General features: G+C 71.2%; 11 protein-coding genes. 7 read left to right on the forward strand and 4 right to left on the reverse strand.

Annotated features, from left to right (window positions below):
• Positions 1-17: 17 nt before the first annotated feature.
• Positions 18-2,195, forward strand: a complete 2,178-nt coding sequence (locus tag ACZ55A_RS16625) for an ATP-binding SpoIIE family protein phosphatase (protein WP_468840261.1) — start codon at positions 18-20, stop codon at positions 2,193-2,195.
• On the opposite strand, the gene ACZ55A_RS16630 is transcribed toward ACZ55A_RS16625, so the two are convergent.
• From ACZ55A_RS16630 to ACZ55A_RS16640, 3 genes are all read right to left on the reverse strand, one after another.
• Positions 2,111-3,271 (reverse strand): AI-2E family transporter, encoded by a 1,161-nt coding sequence (locus tag ACZ55A_RS16630; protein WP_468840263.1) that lies wholly within the window; start codon positions 3,269-3,271, stop codon positions 2,111-2,113. The genes ACZ55A_RS16625 and ACZ55A_RS16630 overlap by 85 nt on opposite strands.
• Before the next feature lie 133 nt (positions 3,272-3,404).
• Complete coding sequence (locus ACZ55A_RS16635) at positions 3,405-4,358, reverse strand: pirin family protein (RefSeq protein ID WP_468840265.1); 954 nt, start codon at positions 4,356-4,358, stop codon at positions 3,405-3,407.
• Between the two features lie 145 nt (positions 4,359-4,503).
• On the reverse strand, positions 4,504-4,980 hold the full coding sequence (locus tag ACZ55A_RS16640; protein WP_451442421.1) for an SseB family protein: 477 nt from the start codon (positions 4,978-4,980) through the stop codon (positions 4,504-4,506).
• Positions 4,981-5,148: 168 nt separating this feature from the next.
• On the opposite strand from ACZ55A_RS16640, the gene ACZ55A_RS16645 reads away from it, so the two are divergent.
• From ACZ55A_RS16645 to ACZ55A_RS16665, 5 genes are all read left to right on the forward strand, one after another.
• Entirely contained in the window at positions 5,149-6,975 is a 1,827-nt protein-coding gene (locus tag ACZ55A_RS16645; protein ID WP_468840269.1) for an acyl-CoA dehydrogenase, read from the forward strand.
• Between the two features lie 279 nt (positions 6,976-7,254).
• Positions 7,255-8,550: a M18 family aminopeptidase gene (locus tag ACZ55A_RS16650; RefSeq protein WP_468840272.1), complete on the forward strand. Its 1,296-nt coding sequence runs from the start codon at positions 7,255-7,257 to the stop codon at positions 8,548-8,550.
• A gap of 1 nt (position 8,551) precedes the next feature.
• Positions 8,552-10,600: an AfsR/SARP family transcriptional regulator gene (locus tag ACZ55A_RS16655; protein ID WP_468840275.1), complete on the forward strand. Its 2,049-nt coding sequence runs from the start codon at positions 8,552-8,554 to the stop codon at positions 10,598-10,600.
• A 143-nt stretch (positions 10,601-10,743) separates the two neighbouring features.
• Positions 10,744-11,532 (forward strand): DUF4232 domain-containing protein, encoded by a 789-nt coding sequence (locus ACZ55A_RS16660; RefSeq protein WP_468840277.1) that lies wholly within the window; start codon positions 10,744-10,746, stop codon positions 11,530-11,532.
• A 592-nt stretch (positions 11,533-12,124) separates the two neighbouring features.
• On the forward strand, positions 12,125-12,778 hold the full coding sequence (locus tag ACZ55A_RS16665) for a DUF4232 domain-containing protein (RefSeq protein ID WP_468840280.1): 654 nt from the start codon (positions 12,125-12,127) through the stop codon (positions 12,776-12,778).
• A gap of 60 nt (positions 12,779-12,838) precedes the next feature.
• Here the strand turns inward: ACZ55A_RS16665 and ACZ55A_RS16670 are convergent, their stop codons facing one another.
• A complete protein-coding gene (locus ACZ55A_RS16670) occupies positions 12,839-14,647 on the reverse strand; it encodes an NHL domain-containing thioredoxin family protein (RefSeq protein WP_468840282.1) in 1,809 nt (602 codons plus the stop codon).
• A 64-nt stretch (positions 14,648-14,711) separates the two neighbouring features.
• On the opposite strand from ACZ55A_RS16670, the gene ACZ55A_RS16675 reads away from it, so the two are divergent.
• The gene (locus tag ACZ55A_RS16675; RefSeq protein ID WP_468840285.1) at positions 14,712-15,242 is read left to right on the forward strand and encodes an LURP-one-related/scramblase family protein; all 531 of its coding nucleotides are present in this window, start codon (positions 14,712-14,714) and stop codon (positions 15,240-15,242) included.
• The last annotated feature ends 2 nt before the right edge of the window (positions 15,243-15,244 follow it).

Genomic DNA, 15,244 nt, shown 5'->3' on the forward strand with positions numbered 1-15,244 from the left:
GCCCCTAAAGTGATGCAATGCGCACCAAGGACCTCTTGGCCGCCATTGCGACCGGCCTGTGGCGTTGGGACAACGCCTCGGGACGGGTGGCCCTCGATGCCGAAGCGGCCCGGCTGCTCGGGCTCCCCGCAGAGCCGGTGGAGCTCAGCGAGGCCGCCGTACGCTCCCGTTTTCATCCCGTCGACTTCGCCGAGATCAACGGGATAGTGCAGCTCGCGGTGTCCGAGGAGACGCTGGCCGAGGCCCGGCTGCGCATCGTGGACGAGCACGGACGGGTGCTGCGCATCGTCCGCACCCGCTCCCGGCCCCGGATCGTCGACGGCGACTTCGAGCTGGTCGGCACCCTCCAGGAGGTGCCCGAGCCGCAGCCCGGGACCTCCGCGGCGCACACCCCGATCACCGGCGACTGGCGCCGCTCGCGTGAGGCGTTCCTGCTGGACGCGGGGCGGGCGCTGGCCGAGGCACGGTCCACGGCCGAGGTGCTGCGGGTGGCGGCCGGGCTGTCCATGCCCGGCTTCATCCCGGACGGCCTGGCGGTCTTCGGGATCGAGGGCGACCGGATCTCCGTCATCGGCCACCACGGCCACCGCCCCGGCGACGAGAACCCCTTCCGCGCCATGGCGCTGGACACCGACTACCCGGCCGCCGAGGTCATCCGCACCGGCCGGGCCATCTATCTGCCCAGCCCGGAGGAGTACCGCCGCCGCTACCCGGCCACCTGGCCACTGGCCGCCCGCTTCGGCCGTACGTCCTGGGCGTTCCTGCCGCTGGTCAACGCGGGCCGGACGATCGGGGCCTGGATGGCGGCGTTCGCCCACCCGGTCGCCTTCACCCCCGACGAGCGCTCGGTGCTGACCACCGTCGCCCGGATGCTGGCCCAGGCGCTGGCCCGGGCCGGGATGCAGGAGGAACAGCAGGAGCTGGCGCTGGCTCTCCAGCGCAGCATGATGCCGACGGTGCAGCCGGACATCCCGGGGATGACGGTCGCGGCACGCTATGTGCCGACCGGCGGCGGGCTGGAGGTCGGCGGCGACTGGTACGACATGATCCCGCTGCCGTCCGGGCGGATCGCGCTGGTCATCGGGGATGTCCAAGGCCATGACGTACGGGCCGCGGGCCTGATGGGGCAGCTGCGGATCGCGCTGCGCGCCTACGCCTCCGAAGGCCACCACCCCGATGCGGTGCTCTCGCGGGCCTCCCGCTTCCTGGCCGGGATCAACGAGACCGAACTCCGCGGCCACGGCGAGGACCAGCGCTTCGCGACCTGCCTGTACATCGAGGTGGATCCGGCGACCGGGCTGCTGGACATCGCGCGGGCCGGCCACCCCGATCCGGCGATCCGGCTGACCGACGGCACGATGCTGGTCCGGCCCACCGCGGGCGGGCTGCCGCTGGGCATCGTCCCGGACACCGACTACCCCACCACCCGGCTCGTCCTGGAGCCCGGCGAGACCATGGTGGTCTGCACCGACGGGCTGATCGAGACCGGCGGCCACGATCTGGAGACCGGGTGGGCGCGGCTGCGCGACATCATCGAGGCGCATGAGGTCGGCGGAGACGACGAGAGCCTGGAGCGGCTGGCCGATGCCCTGGTGCAGGCCGTGCACGGGCCGCCCTCGCACCACACCACCGGACCGCTGGTGGACCGCCGCGAGGACGACATCGCGCTCCTGCTGCTCGGCCGCGAGGGCGCCGGCTGCGGGGTGGGCACCGGTGATCTGCTCGGCCCGCAGCCCGTACGGCGCACCGTGCTCACCATTGCGCAGGCCGAGCCGCAGCGGATCGCCGAGGCCCGCCGGCAGGTCCGCGATGTGCTGCACGACTGGGCCGATGCGGACCAGGTGGACTCGGCGGTGCTGATGGTCTCCGAAATGGTCACCAACGTCCTCACGCACACCGACGGGGATGCGCTGCTGGTCGCCGAGATCTCCGGTCCGCGGGGCGCCCGGCGGATCCGCGTCGATGTCTCCGACGGCAGCGATGAACTGCCGCACCGCCGCAGCCCCGGCGAACTGGCCTCCTCCGGCCGCGGTCTGATGCTGCTGGAGCTGCTGGCCGGAGCGTGGGGCGTGGATCCGCGCGGGGACGGCAAGTCGACGTGGTTCGAGCTTTACGAGGAGGCAGGGGAGGCGGCAGGACCACTGTCACCGGAGCCCCCACCGGAACCGGAGCCGGAGTCCGAGTCCGCGGCGTAGTGCTTGCGCAGCTCGTGGAGCACCCCGGAGACCGCGGCGGTCAGCGGGACGGACAGCAGCATGCCGAGGATCCCGGCGAGGCTGGCGCCCGCCGTGATCGCCAGCATGACGGTCGCCGGATGCATCTGGACCGTACGGCTCTGGATCATCGGCTGAAGCACATGGCCCTCCAGCACCTGTACGGCGAGGACCACGCCGAGCGCCCACAGCGCGATCACAAAGCCGCGGTCTGCGAAGGCCACCAGGATCGCCACCGCGCCCGAGATGAGGGCGCCGAGGTAGGGGATGTAGGCGCCGACGAAGACCAGTGCCCCGAGGCCGGCGGCGCCCGGGACCTGGAGGATCAGCAGTCCGACGGTGATGCAGAGGGCGTCGATCAGCGCGATGAAGGTGGTGCCGCGCATAAAGCCCTCGACGGCCTGGAAGCCGCGGCGGGCCATCCGTTCGAGCTGGGGCGCCGAGTCGCCGGGCGCCCAGTCGTGCAGCGCACGTACCGCCCTGCCCGAGTCGCGCAGGAAGAAGAACGTCAGCAGCAGGGCCAGCACCGACGCGGCGAGGAACTGCCCGACGACGCTGACGCCGGCCAGCAGACCGGAGGCCGCGACACCGCCGAACTTGGAGGCCAGGCGCTTGGCGTGCGAGGCGAGGTCGTCGAGAGAGGTACCGGCCGTGCCGAAGGTCTTGGACAGGCCCTTGGCGGCGTCCTTGAGCGAGGCGATGATCTGGTCCCCGGTGTCGACCAGCGCACTGACGACGATGTATCCGGCGCCGCCGACCACCAGCACGAGGACGGCACAGGTCAGCCCGGCCGCCAGCGAACGGTTGAGCCTCATCGCCACCAGCCGCCGGTAGAGCGGCCCGAGCAGCGCACTGCCGAGCAGCGCCAGCAGTACGGGCGTGACCGCCGCGCTCAGGAAGATGCACAGCCACACCCCGAGGGCCAGCACGGCAGCGAGCAGCAGCACCACCCCGCACCAGGCCGCTGCGCGGCGGGCCTCGATCGGCAGCAACGGCTTTCCGGGCAGCGGCCGTTCGCCCTCGGCGCCGCTCCGGTCGTGATCCGAGTCGTTTCGCACCCGGACAGTCCACCACGGCACCTGCTCCGGTGCGGGGCCGGGAGCTGACCGGGGGCGGTGTTTCACGTGAAACACCGCCCCGTCGCCCTACGCCCGGTCCCGCCGCCCTACGTCCGGTCCGTCGCGCCCGGCGTCAGAGCTCGTCGGCCGGAATCGTGCCGAGCCGGCCGGCCTGGAAGTCCTCGAAGGCCTGGGCCAGTTCGGCGTGGGTGTTCATCACGAACGGGCCGTAATGCATCATCGGCTCGCGGATCGGCAACCCGCCCAGCAGCACGACCTCGAAGTTCGGGCTGCGCGACTCCTGGGTCTCGTCCGCCCGGATCGTGAGCGCGTCACCGGGACCGAACACGACCGCCTGCCCCATATGGAACGGGCGGCCCTCGGCGCCGGCCGCACCGCGTCCGGCCAGGGCGTAGGCGAGGCCGTTGAAATCCTTGCGCCAGGGCAGGGTCAGCTCGGCGCCCGGGTTCACGGTCACATGCATCATCGTGATCGGGGTGTGGGTGATGCCCGGACCGCGGTGGCCGTCGAGGTCACCGGCGATCAGCCGCAGCAGCGCACCGCCGTCGGCCGAGGTCAGCAGCTTGACCTGGCCGCCGCCGATGTCCTGGTAGCGGGGGGCCATCATCTTGTCGCTCTTCGGCAGGTTCACCCACAGCTGGAGGCCGTGGAAGAGGCCGCCGGACATCACCAGCGACTCCGGCGGCGCCTCGATGTGCAGCAGGCCGGAGCCGGCCGTCATCCACTGGGTGTCGCCGTCGTTGATGGTGCCGCCGCCACCGTGCGAGTCACGGTGCACGAACGTGCCGTCGATCAGGTACGTGACGGTCTCGAAGCCCCGGTGCGGGTGCCAGGGCGTGCCCTTGGGCTCTCCGGGCGCGTACTCCACCTCGCCCATCTGATCCATCATGATGAACGGGTCGAGGTGCCGGTAGTTGATGCCGGCGAACGCCCGGCGTACCGGGAAGCCCTCGCCCTCGAAGCCGCTCGGAGCGGTGGCGACGGCCAGTACGGGACGGGTGTGCGCCGCGGCCGGCGCCGCCACACGCGGCAGGGCCAGCGGGTTCTCTACGGTCACAGCGGGCATGACGGCCTCCTCGGTCGTTCGCACAACTTAGTTGAATACTGAACAACCCGCAAGGCATGCTGCATTCCCGCCCACGTTTCCGCAGGTCACGGGGCGTTTAGCGGCAATGCAAGGGAGGCGTCAGCCGGCCATGAAGCGAGGGCGCCTAGCCGTACATCCGGCGCATCGCGAAGTCCACCATCTGCTCCACGGCCTTTGCGTCGAAGACCATCCGGTGGTCGCCCTCCATGTCGAGGACGAAGCCATAGCCGGTCGGCAGCAGGTCGAGCACCTCCGCGCCGGTGATCACGAAGTACTTGGACTCCTTGCCCGCGTACCGCCGCAGCTCCTTAAGGGAGGTGAACATCGGGATCACCGGCTGCTGGGTGTTGTGCAGCGCCAGGAAGCCTGGGTTGTCGCCGCGCGGGCAGTAGACCTTGGAGGTGGAGAAGATGCCCTGGAAGTCCTCGGCGGACATCGAGCCCGTGGTGAAGGCGCGCACCGCGTCGGCGAGCGAGGGCGGGGACGGCTCGGGATACAGCGGCTGCTCGCCATAGCCCCCGGGGGACGGTTGCTGCGGCGGGGGCGGTGGCGCACCGTACTGCTGCTGCCCGGCACCCGCATTCTGGTCGTAGCCGTACATGCGCCACAGCGTACTGAGTCCGGCCTGCGCCGGGGGACGCTCGTCACAGATGGGCGGAAGGGGTTGATTCTTATTACCCACCGGTAGCATCATTTGGCTACTAGCCGGTATTGCGTCTGAGGTCCCTCCCTTGGGGCCCTCTCCCGAACCCCTTACGGAGCCGTACCCATGGGCCACTACAAGTCGAACCTCCGCGACATCGAGTTCAACCTCTTCGAGGTACTGGGCCGTGACAGCGTGTACGGCACCGGACCGTTCGCGGAGATGGATGTCGACACCGCCAAGAGCGTGCTGTCCGAGATCGCCCGGCTGTCCGAGAACGAGCTGGCGGAGTCCTTCGCCGACACCGACCGCAACCCCCCGGTGTTCGACCCGGACACCAACACCGCGCCGGTTCCGGACACCTTCAAGAAGAGCTACCAGGCCTACATGGACGCCGAGTGGTGGCGGCTGGGCATCCCGGAGGAGATCGGCGGCACCACCGCGCCGCGCTCCCTCCTGTGGGGCTTTGCCGAGACCATCCTGGGCGCCAACCCGGCGGTCTGGATGTACGCCTCCGGCCCGGCGTTCGCCGGTGTGCTCTTCGACGAGGGCACCGACGAGCAGAAGAAGTGGGCCAAGATCGCCGTGGACAAGGGCTGGGGCTCCACGATGGTGCTGACCGAGCCCGACGCGGGTTCGGACGTCGGCGCGGGCCGCACCAAGGCGGTCAAGCAGGAGGACGGCTCCTGGCACATCGAGGGCGTGAAGCGCTTCATCACCTCCGGTGAGCACGACATGTCGGAGAACATCCTTCACTACGTCCTCGCCCGCCCCGAGGGCCACGGTCCTGGCACCAAGGGCCTGTCGCTCTTCCTCGTCCCGAAGTACGAGTTCGACTTCGAGACCGGTGAGCTGGGCGCCCGTAACGGCGTCTACGCGACCAACGTCGAGCACAAGATGGGCCTGAAGGCCTCCAACACCTGCGAGATGACCTTCGGCGCCAACCACCCCGCCAAGGGCTGGCTGATCGGCGAGAAGCACGACGGCATCCGCCAGATGTTCATGATCATCGAGTTCGCCCGGATGATGGTCGGCACGAAGGCCATCGCCACCCTCTCCACCGGCTACCTCAACGCGCTGGAGTACGCCAAGGAGCGCGTGCAGGGTCCGGACCTGGCGGCCTTCACCGACAAGACCGCCCCGCGCGTCACCATCACCCACCACCCCGACGTGCGCCGCTCGCTGATGACGCAGAAGGCGTACGCCGAGGGCATGCGCGCCCTGGTGCTCTACACCGCCGCGGTCCAGGACGAGATCCTCATCAAGGAGGCCGCGGGCGAGGACGCGAGCGCCGCGAACCGCCTGAACGACCTGCTGCTGCCGATCGTCAAGGGCTACGGCTCGGAGAAGTCCTACGAGCAGCTGGCGCAGTCGCTCCAGACCTTCGGAGGCTCCGGCTACCTCCAGGAGTACCCGATCGAGCAGTACATCCGGGACGCCAAGATCGACACCCTCTACGAGGGCACCACCGCGATCCAGGGCCAGGACTTCTTCTTCCGGAAGATCGTCCGCGACCAGGGTCAGGCGCTCACCGTGCTGTCCGACGAGATCAAGAAGTTCCTCGCCGACAACACCGGCGGCGAGGAGCTGGCGCAGGCCCGCGGCGAGCTGGCCAAGGCCGCCGCCGACCTGGAGGCGATCGTCGGCGCCATGCTGACCGACCTCGCGGCGACCGAGAAGGACGTCAAGTCCATCTACAAGGTCGGGCTGAACACCACCCGCCTGCTGCTGGCCTCCGGCGATGTCGTCATCGGCTACCTGCTGCTCAAGGGCGCGGCGGTGGCCGCCGAGAAGCTGGCCGGCGCCTCGGCGAAGGACAAGCCGTTCTACACCGGCAAGATCGCCGCGGCGAAGTTCTTCGCGCACAACGTCCTGCCGGGCGTCGGCGTCGAGCGCGGGCTGGCCGAGTCCGTCGACCAGTCGCTGATGGAGCTCGACGAGGCCGCGTTCTAAGAGCGTCTTCCGCGGGTCCGCCCGCGGCGTTCTTAGAGGTCTCTCAGATTGGCCGTCCAGACTGATGTTGCCCGCCTCCCTTCCCCCGGGGAGGCGGGCTTCGTCATGTCGTCGGACGCGCTGCGTACGGCCGGTGGGACAGCTCATGTTCCCGCGCGACCGGAATCGTTCATTCCAGTGGGGTTTCCGGCCTGGAATGCAGAAATCGTGGCCGGAAGGGAACGGAGTCGCACCGCACACACAAGGGGAATGCGGGGCCCGGCTCCTTATGCTGAATCCATGACCAACTCCGCCCGCTTCGATCGCGGCCACACCGACGACCTGATGTCCTTCCTCGCCGCCAGTCCGTCGCCCTACCACGCGGTCGCCAACGCGGCGGAGCGGCTGGAGAAGGCCGGTTTCCGGCAGGTCGCGGAGGTCGACGCATGGGACGGCGAGAGCGGCGGGAAGTACGTACTGCGCGGTGGCGCGATCATCGCCTGGTACGTGCCGGAGGGCGCGAGCCCGGCGACTCCTTACCGAATTGTCGGGGCTCACACCGACTCTCCCAATCTGCGGGTCAAACCGATTCCGGACACCGGTGCCCGCGGCTGGCGTCAGATCGCCGTCGAGATCTACGGCGGCACCCTGCTCAATACCTGGCTCGACCGCGATCTGGGGCTGAGCGGACGGGTCACACTGGCCGACGGAAGCCACCGGCTGGTCAATGTCGACCGGGCCCTGCTGCGGGTGCCGCAGCTGGCCGTACATCTGGACCGCTCGGTGAACTCCGAGGGCCTCAAGCTCGACAAACAGCGCCATATGACGCCGATCTGGGGCCTGGGTGAGGTGGCCGAGGGCGATCTGATCTCCTTCGTCGCTGAGGAGATCGGTGTCCCGGCCGAGGACGTCAAGGGCTGGGACCTCATGGTCCACAGCATCGAGCCCCCCTCCTACCTGGGCCGTGACCGCGAACTGGTCGCCGGCCCGCGGATGGACAATCTGCTGTCCGTGCACGCCGGTACGGCCGCGCTCACCGCCGCGGCCGCCGCCGGCAGCCGGCTGACCGCCATCCCGGTGCTGGCCGCCTTCGACCACGAGGAGAACGGCAGCCAGTCCGACACCGGCGCGGACGGCCCGCTGCTCGGCACGGTCCTGGAGCGCTCGGTCTTCGCCCGCGGCGGCTCGTACGAGGACCGGTCACGGGCCTTCGCCGGCACCGTCTGCCTGTCGTCGGACACCGGTCACGCGGTGCACCCCAACTACAGCGAGCGGCACGACCCCGGGCACCACCCGATGCCCAACGGCGGCCCGATCCTCAAGGTCAACGTCAACCAGCGCTATGCGACGGACGGCAGCGGCCGGGCGATCTTCGCGGCGGCCTGCGAGCGCGCCGAGGTGCCGTGGCAGAGCTTCGTCTCCAACAACGCGATGCCGTGCGGCACCACGATCGGGCCGATCACCGCGGCCCGGCACGGCATTGCGACGGTCGACATCGGCGTGGCCATCCTGTCCATGCACTCGGCGCGTGAGCTGTGCGGCGCCGAGGACCCGTACCTGCTGGCGAACGCCCTGACGGCCTTCCTGGAGGGCTGAGTTGGAATTCTCACTGCTCGGCCCGATCGCTGTGATGACGGGCTCCGGGGAGCTGTCCCTGGGGCCCGCCAAACGGCGCAGTGTGCTGGCGCTGCTGTTGTTGCAGCCCAACACCACTGTTCCCTTGGAGCAGTTGATCGACTCCCTGTGGGAGGACGAGCCCCCCGAGCACGCCCGCACGGTCGTCCAGGGGCATGTCTCACGGCTGCGCGCCACGCTCGCCGAGGGCGGCGCACAGGCCTATGGCATCGAGCTGACCACCCATGGCTCGGCCTATCTGCTGCGGCTGCCGGAGGAGCTGATCGACGCCCACCGGTTCGGTGAGCTGGTGGCGCTGGCGCGCCCAGAGGCGGCACCGGCCGATGCCGTGCCGCTGCTGCGTGAGGCGCTGGGACTGTGGCGCGGGCCGGCGCTGACCGGCACGGTCACCAGCCCGCCGTTCGCGGCCGCGGCACACGCCCTGGAAGAGCGCCGGCTGACGGCCGTGGAGGCGCTGGGCCGGGCGCACGGCGTGCTCGGCGAGCATGAGCAGGCCGCGGCGATCCTGTACTCCGCCGCCGTCAACCACCCGTTGCGGGAAGGGCTGATCGCCGGGCTGATGCGGGCGCTGTTCCGTACGGGGCGGCAGTCCGATGCACTGGAGTGGTTCCACCGCACCCGCCGGCTGCTCAACGAGGAGCTGGGCGTCGACCCGGGCGAGCGGCTGCGCGGGGCGTACGAGGAGATCCTCCGGGCCGAGGCAGCGAGCCGCCCCGCGGCCGGGCCTTCGGGGGGAGCGCACGGGGCGGGTGACGGCCATGCGCGGGTGCATACGTTTCACGTGAAACCCGACCGCGGTGGACAGGTGCCCGTTCAGGCCGGCGCCGAGGCAAGTGGTGCGCTGGGCGCTCCCGGTGGGCAGAGCGTGCCCACGGGGCCGGCAGGCGCCCCCCAGGGCGGTTCGGTGCCCGGCTCCGGGCCCGCCACCGGCGCGGGGCGGGCCGGTGCCGCGCCCCGGCTGCTGCCCCGGCCGCCCGCCCGCTTCCTCGGCCGCGAGGTACAACTCCACGCGCTGACCGAGGTGTTGACGGACCGTACGACCGGCGAGAGCCCCTTGGCGGTGGTCGCCGGGCCGGCCGGCGTCGGCAAGACCGCTTGCGCCGTGCAGTGGGCGCATCTGTACGCCGGGGCCTTCCCCGACGGCCAGCTCTTCGCCGATCTGCGCGGCTTCGGCGAGGGCGACGAGGCAGCGCCGGCCGAGATCCTGCGCGACTTCCTGCTCGCGCTCGGCACGCCCCAGGAGCGGGTACCCAGCTCGGCACAGGCCGCATCGGCGCTGTTCCGGTCGCTGGTCGCGGAGCGCCGGCTGCTGGTCGTCCTCGACAATGCACGCAGCTCGGCTCAGGTACGGCCGTTGCTGCCCGGCGGTCCGCACTGCGCCACGGTCGTCACCAGCCGCAGCCGGCTCGACGGGCTGGTCGCCACCGACTGCGCCCGGCCGGTCGGCCTCCAGGCGCTCGGCCACGAGGAGGGCGCCGCGCTGCTCGGTGCCATGCTCGGTCCGGAGCGGGTGGCCGAGGACCCCGCCGCCGCCCGGGAGTTGGTGGACCTGTGCGACGGACTGCCGTTGGCACTGCGGGCCGCGGCCGCCCAGCTGACCGCCCGGCCGCGCTGGCGGCTGGCCCGGCTCGCCGCGGCACTGCGCGACGAACGGCGGCGGCTGGCCCTGCTGTCGGCGGAGGACACCGGGATGGCGGCGGCGCTGCGGATGTCCGTCGCCCGGCTGTCGGCGGATGACGCACGACTCCTCAGCGCACTGGCGACCAGCGCGGACGGCCATCTCAACGCCTCGGTCGCGGCGGCGCTCGCCGGGTACGACCCGGAGCGCACCCAGGACGGTCTGGACCGGCTCGCCGAGATGCATCTGGTGGACGAGGAAGCCACCGATGTCTACACGATCAGCACGCTGACCCAGCTCTTCGCGCGGGATGAGCGCGGGGAGGGCGGCGGCAGCGGGCCGCTCCGCAAACCCGGTGCGGACGAGCAGGGCGGTGCCGCTGACGGTAGGTGACGGGCGCGGCTGAGCGGCAGGACACCACGCCTTGACACGGGGCAACGCGAGGACGTTAGGCGCACGTTAGTGAGACGGCAACGGCGGTCGGCAAAGTGGTCGACAGACCGCAGGACCGACCGTCGACCCGGGGGAGACCGGAGATGCCGCGCAGCCAGCCCCATGCCAGCAGCCCTCGTACGTCCCGCACCGTCCGCCGCCGTACGCTGCGGATCGCCGCGGCCGGACTGACCACCGTCGCCGCGTTCACCCTCACCGCATGCGGCGGCCAGGACAACCCGCTGCACACCAGCGCCGCCAAGCCGTACCACCCGGCCCCGCAGGTCGCCCAGGGCACCTCGGCCGATGAGCCGGCCGCGGGTACCCGCGTCGAGCAGGGCGGTGCGCGGCCCGACGGGGGCGGCGCGGAGCAGGCGTCCGCCAGGGACACCGGCAGCGGAGCCGGCACCGGGGCGGGCACCGGGGCGAACGGCGCGGCCCGGAGCGGCAACGCTCCCGTCATCCGGCACACCGCCTGCAACGCGGCCAGGGTCCGTATCGACGCCAAGCCGGTGAAGGAGCCGGTCAACCATCTGCTGCTGGTGGCCACCAACACCTCCAGCACCACCTGCGACCTCTACTTCGCCCCGAATCTGCGGTTCGGCAACGCCCAGTCCTCGCTCGCCGAACTGCCGGCCAGCAAGCCGCAGGCGCTGGTCACCCTCGCCCCCGGCGAGTCCGGCTACGCGGGCGTGCTGACCTCGTCCGCCGATGGCTCCGGCCGCCACGGGCGCACCATGCACTCCCTCTCCGTCAGCCTCCCGGGCCGCGACGGCAAGGGCAGCATCGGCGGCTCGGCCGCCGTGCCGCTCCCGGGCGGCTCGGTCTATGTCGACGACAGCGCCTGGGTGACGTACTGGCAGGCGAATGCGAACGAGGCGATCGCTTGGTGAGCCGGTCCGCCGAGCCACCTTCCCCCTGAACCAGGGCGCCCGTACCCCCCGCGGGCGCCCTTTCGCACAGCCGCGTCCCGTCATGTCTCGTGCCATGGCCCTGCCTGTCCCCTGCAGTTGATGTCTTCGCAGGTCACAGCCGTGCGTACGACCGGGACATCCCACGGGACGCGCAGCCCCCGGCCGGCCCCCGCACCCCCTTCCACGATGGTCTCCGTCGCCGCTCGCTCCGCCGGCGCCGGCTCCGTACGCCAGGCCGCGGCCGCCGCGGACTTCCCGACCTGGGGCACCCGTTGGGTGGCGGACACAGCAGCATGTGGTTCCGGGTCGACCGCGAAGGGAAGCAGATGTGGGTGCCGGGCATCCGCATCCGCCCGGAACAGCTGGAAAACACCGCATTGCCCAGTTGTCCGGAATGAGCCGGTGACCCCACCGGCCTGACTCCCTGGCCGACCTATCTGACCTGCGACGACGTCACCACGGCACGGCGCGCGGCGAACCCGCCGTGGCGCAACCGGCCACTATCGATATCGTGGCCGTGCCATGACAGACGCACTTCGCTGACCGCAGCGACCCACTGGGGGAACCACCCATGACCGCACGCCGCTCCCGCCGCCGTTCCGCCGCGTACGCCACGCTGGCCCTCGGGCTGGCCGGCTCGCTCGCGCTCACCGGCTGCAACAGCCACTCGAAGAAGTCGAAGAAGTCGTCCTCGTCGTCCTCGTCGTCCAAGAGCAAGAAGCGCAAGATCATCGGTGGTGGGACAGCGGCCGGCGCGGGAGCGGGGGCGGCCTCGCGGCGGGTGCCCGACTGCTTCCCGAGCACGTACAAGGTCACGTTCTCCCAGCAGACCGGCCCCAACAGCCATGTGACCGTGAAGTACAAGAACAACTCGAGCCGCGACTGCAAGCTGTACAACGCCCCGCTGCTGCGCTTCAACAACGCCAAGGACCCGCTGCCGCTGTTGCAGGGCACCCCCGGTCACCTCGACGGCACCCGCATCACCGTGCCCTCCCACGGCTACGCCTACGCGGTCATCCCCACCAACACCGCGGCCACCAAGGGCACCGAGCAGAAGTCGGTGACCATCGACTTCATGGGCATCTCGTCGACCTCTGTCACCCACGGTCCGGTCACCGTCAACTTCGCGGAGAAGCGGCTGCACATCGCCGTCGGCAAGAGCAAGGTCACCAACTGGTCGTCGAGCATCCACGGCGCCCAGCTGGCGGCCGGCGTCGGGAAGTAGCCCGGCACCACAGCGAACGACCGAGCGCCCGGGCCCTCCTCAGGACCCGGGCGCTCTCGGCTACTGCGCGTCCAGACCCGCCAGGACGAGCCCCAGCCGGGCCACCCCGCCGTCGACGACCTGGACCGGGACGCCCCAGTCCTGCTGGTGCACATGGCAGGCGGGGTACTCGATGTCCGGGTCGTCGTCGCAGGACGCGGCCATCGCCGAGACATGCAGCACCCCCTCGGTCACACCGTCCGCGAGCACCAGCTCGCGCTGGAGATCGGTGCCCGCACCCGCGCCCTCGGCAAGCAGCTCCGGCGGGGTCGCGCTGACCAGCAGCCGCGTCGAGGGGCCGTAGCGGGTGTCCAGCTTCTGGCCGTCCGGGGCCTGGAAGACCACATCGAGCCGCAGTGCGCCCGGGGCGACCTCGGTGGCCGCGCGCTGGGTGCGGTGCGCCACCGCCTCGACGCGGACCGCCTCCTCGGGGAGCCGCAGCCGGGTCAGCCGGTGCCGCGCCGACTCCACGACCACGATGTCACCGTCGACGAGCACCGCGGCGGACGGTTCGCGCAGATCCGTGGCCAGGGTGGTGACCTCGCCGCCTGCGGGGTCGTAGCGGCGCAGTGCGTGGTTGTACGTGTCGGCGATGGCGACCGAGCCGTCGGGGAGCGCGGTCACGCCCAGCGGGTGCTGAAGCAGCGCCTGGTCGGCGGCGCCGTCGCGGTGCCCGAAATCGAAGAGCCCGGTGCCGACGGCCGTACGGACGGCGAAGCCGTCGCCCCCTTCGGACCGCTCCACCCAACGGACCGCGCTGGTCTCGGAGTCCGCGACCCACAGCCGGTCGCCGGCCGCCGCCAGCCCGGACGGCTGGGCGAACCAGGCCTCGGCGGCCGGGCCGTCCACCAGGCCCTCATGGGTCGTGCCGGCCGCGGCCTCGACCGAGCCGGTGGCCGGGTCGTACGTCCACAGCTGGTGCACCCCGGCCATCGCGATCCACAGCCGGTCCTGCCACCAGGCGACGTCCCACGGCGAGGAGAGCGCCACCTCGCGGGCCGGACCCGAGGTCGGTGAGCCCTGCCACCACTGCTTGCCGGTGCCGGCCACCGTCTCCAGCGCGCCGGTTGCGGGATCGAGTACCCGGATGGCGTGGTTGACGGTGTCCGCGACGGCGACCTTGCCGTCGGGCAGCAGCGCCAGGCCCTGCGGCTCGTTGAAGGAGTCCGGCGTCAGACCGCGCTCGCCGCTGCCGATCCGGCGCAGCACCTGCTCGCCGTCCGCCGCCAGCTCCACCAGCTGATGGCGGGTGGTGTCCGAGACCAGGAAGGTGCCGCCCGGCAGCCGCACGGCCTTGCCGGGGAAGCGCAGGTCGGTGGCGACCGGCTCCGGCGGTACGTACGGGCCGTCGCCGCGCCGCAGCGTGCCCTTCGCGCCGTGCTCGGCCTCCAGCTCCTCGACGAGCTTGGCGAGGGCGTGCGCATGCCCCTCGCCGGCGTGCTGGGCGACGACATAGCCCTCGGGGTCGATCACCACCAGCGTCGGCCAGGCCCGGACCGCGTACTGCTTCCACGTGGCGAGCTCGGGATCGTCGAGGACCGGGTGCTCGACGCCGTACCGCTCGACGGCGTCCACCACCGCCTGGTGCTCGGCCTCGTGCACGAACTTCGGGGAGTGCACGCCGATGATCACGACGGTGTCCCGGTGCCGCTCCTCCAGCTCCCGCAGCTCGTCCAGGACATGCAGACAATTCACACAGCAGAACGTCCAGAAATCCAGGACGACAATGCGTCCGCGCAGGTCGGAGAGGGTCAGATCCTTGTCGCCGGTGTTCAGCCAGCCGCCCTTGCCGGTCAGCTCGGGGGCCCGGACGCGTGCACGTGAAGCCATGTGGACATTCAACGTCACTCCGGTGCCCGCGCATTCCGCCGGGGCACCCGGGAACACGTCACCCATGCAGCCATCCCCCGCGGTCCACCCCGCACGCTCCCGCAAGTACCTCGTCCGCGACCGGATCTTCGGCATCGGCGACGACTACTGGATCGACGACGAACACGGCCACCATGCCTTCCTCGTCGACGGGAAGGCGCTGCGGCTGCGGGAGACCCTCGAGCTGAAGGACCCCGAGCGCCGGGTGCTGATCACCATTCGCAAGAAGATGCTGGCCCTGCGCGACACGATGACGATCGAGCGGGACGACCAGCCGCTGGCCACGATCAAGCGCAAGCGGCTCTCCCTGCTGCGCAACCACTACCGCGTCGCGCTGGTGGACGGCACCGAGCTGGACGTCAGCGGCAAGATCCTGGACCGGGAGTTCGCGATCGAGTACGACGGCGAGCTGCTCGCGGAGATCTCGCGGCGCTGGCTGACCGTACGCGACACCTACGCGGTCAATGTCGTACGGGACGATGCGGATCCGCCGTTGCTCATCGCCATCGCGGTCTGTGTGATCCGGCTGGCGGAGCGGGAGCGCGGCGAGGACTGAGG

It is taken from the genome of Streptomyces sp. NPDC034111, from assembly GCF_055575375.1.

Excerpts from the sequence above, each read along its gene's own strand:
- ACZ55A_RS16675 (WP_468840285.1), top strand. The coding sequence starts at position 14,712 with ATGCAGCCATCCCCCGCGGTCCACCCCGCACGCTCCCGCAAGTACCTC.
- ACZ55A_RS16645 (WP_468840269.1), top strand. The coding sequence starts at position 5,149 with ATGGGCCACTACAAGTCGAACCTCCGCGACATCGAGTTCAACCTCTTC.
- ACZ55A_RS16635 (WP_468840265.1), bottom strand. The coding sequence starts at position 4,358 with ATGCCCGCTGTGACCGTAGAGAACCCGCTGGCCCTGCCGCGTGTGGCG.
- ACZ55A_RS16670 (WP_468840282.1), bottom strand. The coding sequence starts at position 14,647 with ATGGCTTCACGTGCACGCGTCCGGGCCCCCGAGCTGACCGGCAAGGGC.
- ACZ55A_RS16660 (WP_468840277.1), top strand. The coding sequence starts at position 10,744 with ATGCCGCGCAGCCAGCCCCATGCCAGCAGCCCTCGTACGTCCCGCACC.
- ACZ55A_RS16650 (WP_468840272.1), top strand. The coding sequence starts at position 7,255 with ATGACCAACTCCGCCCGCTTCGATCGCGGCCACACCGACGACCTGATG.
- ACZ55A_RS16665 (WP_468840280.1), top strand. The coding sequence starts at position 12,125 with ATGACCGCACGCCGCTCCCGCCGCCGTTCCGCCGCGTACGCCACGCTG.
- ACZ55A_RS16625 (WP_468840261.1), top strand. The coding sequence starts at position 18 with ATGCGCACCAAGGACCTCTTGGCCGCCATTGCGACCGGCCTGTGGCGT.
- ACZ55A_RS16640 (WP_451442421.1), bottom strand. The coding sequence starts at position 4,980 with ATGTACGGCTACGACCAGAATGCGGGTGCCGGGCAGCAGCAGTACGGT.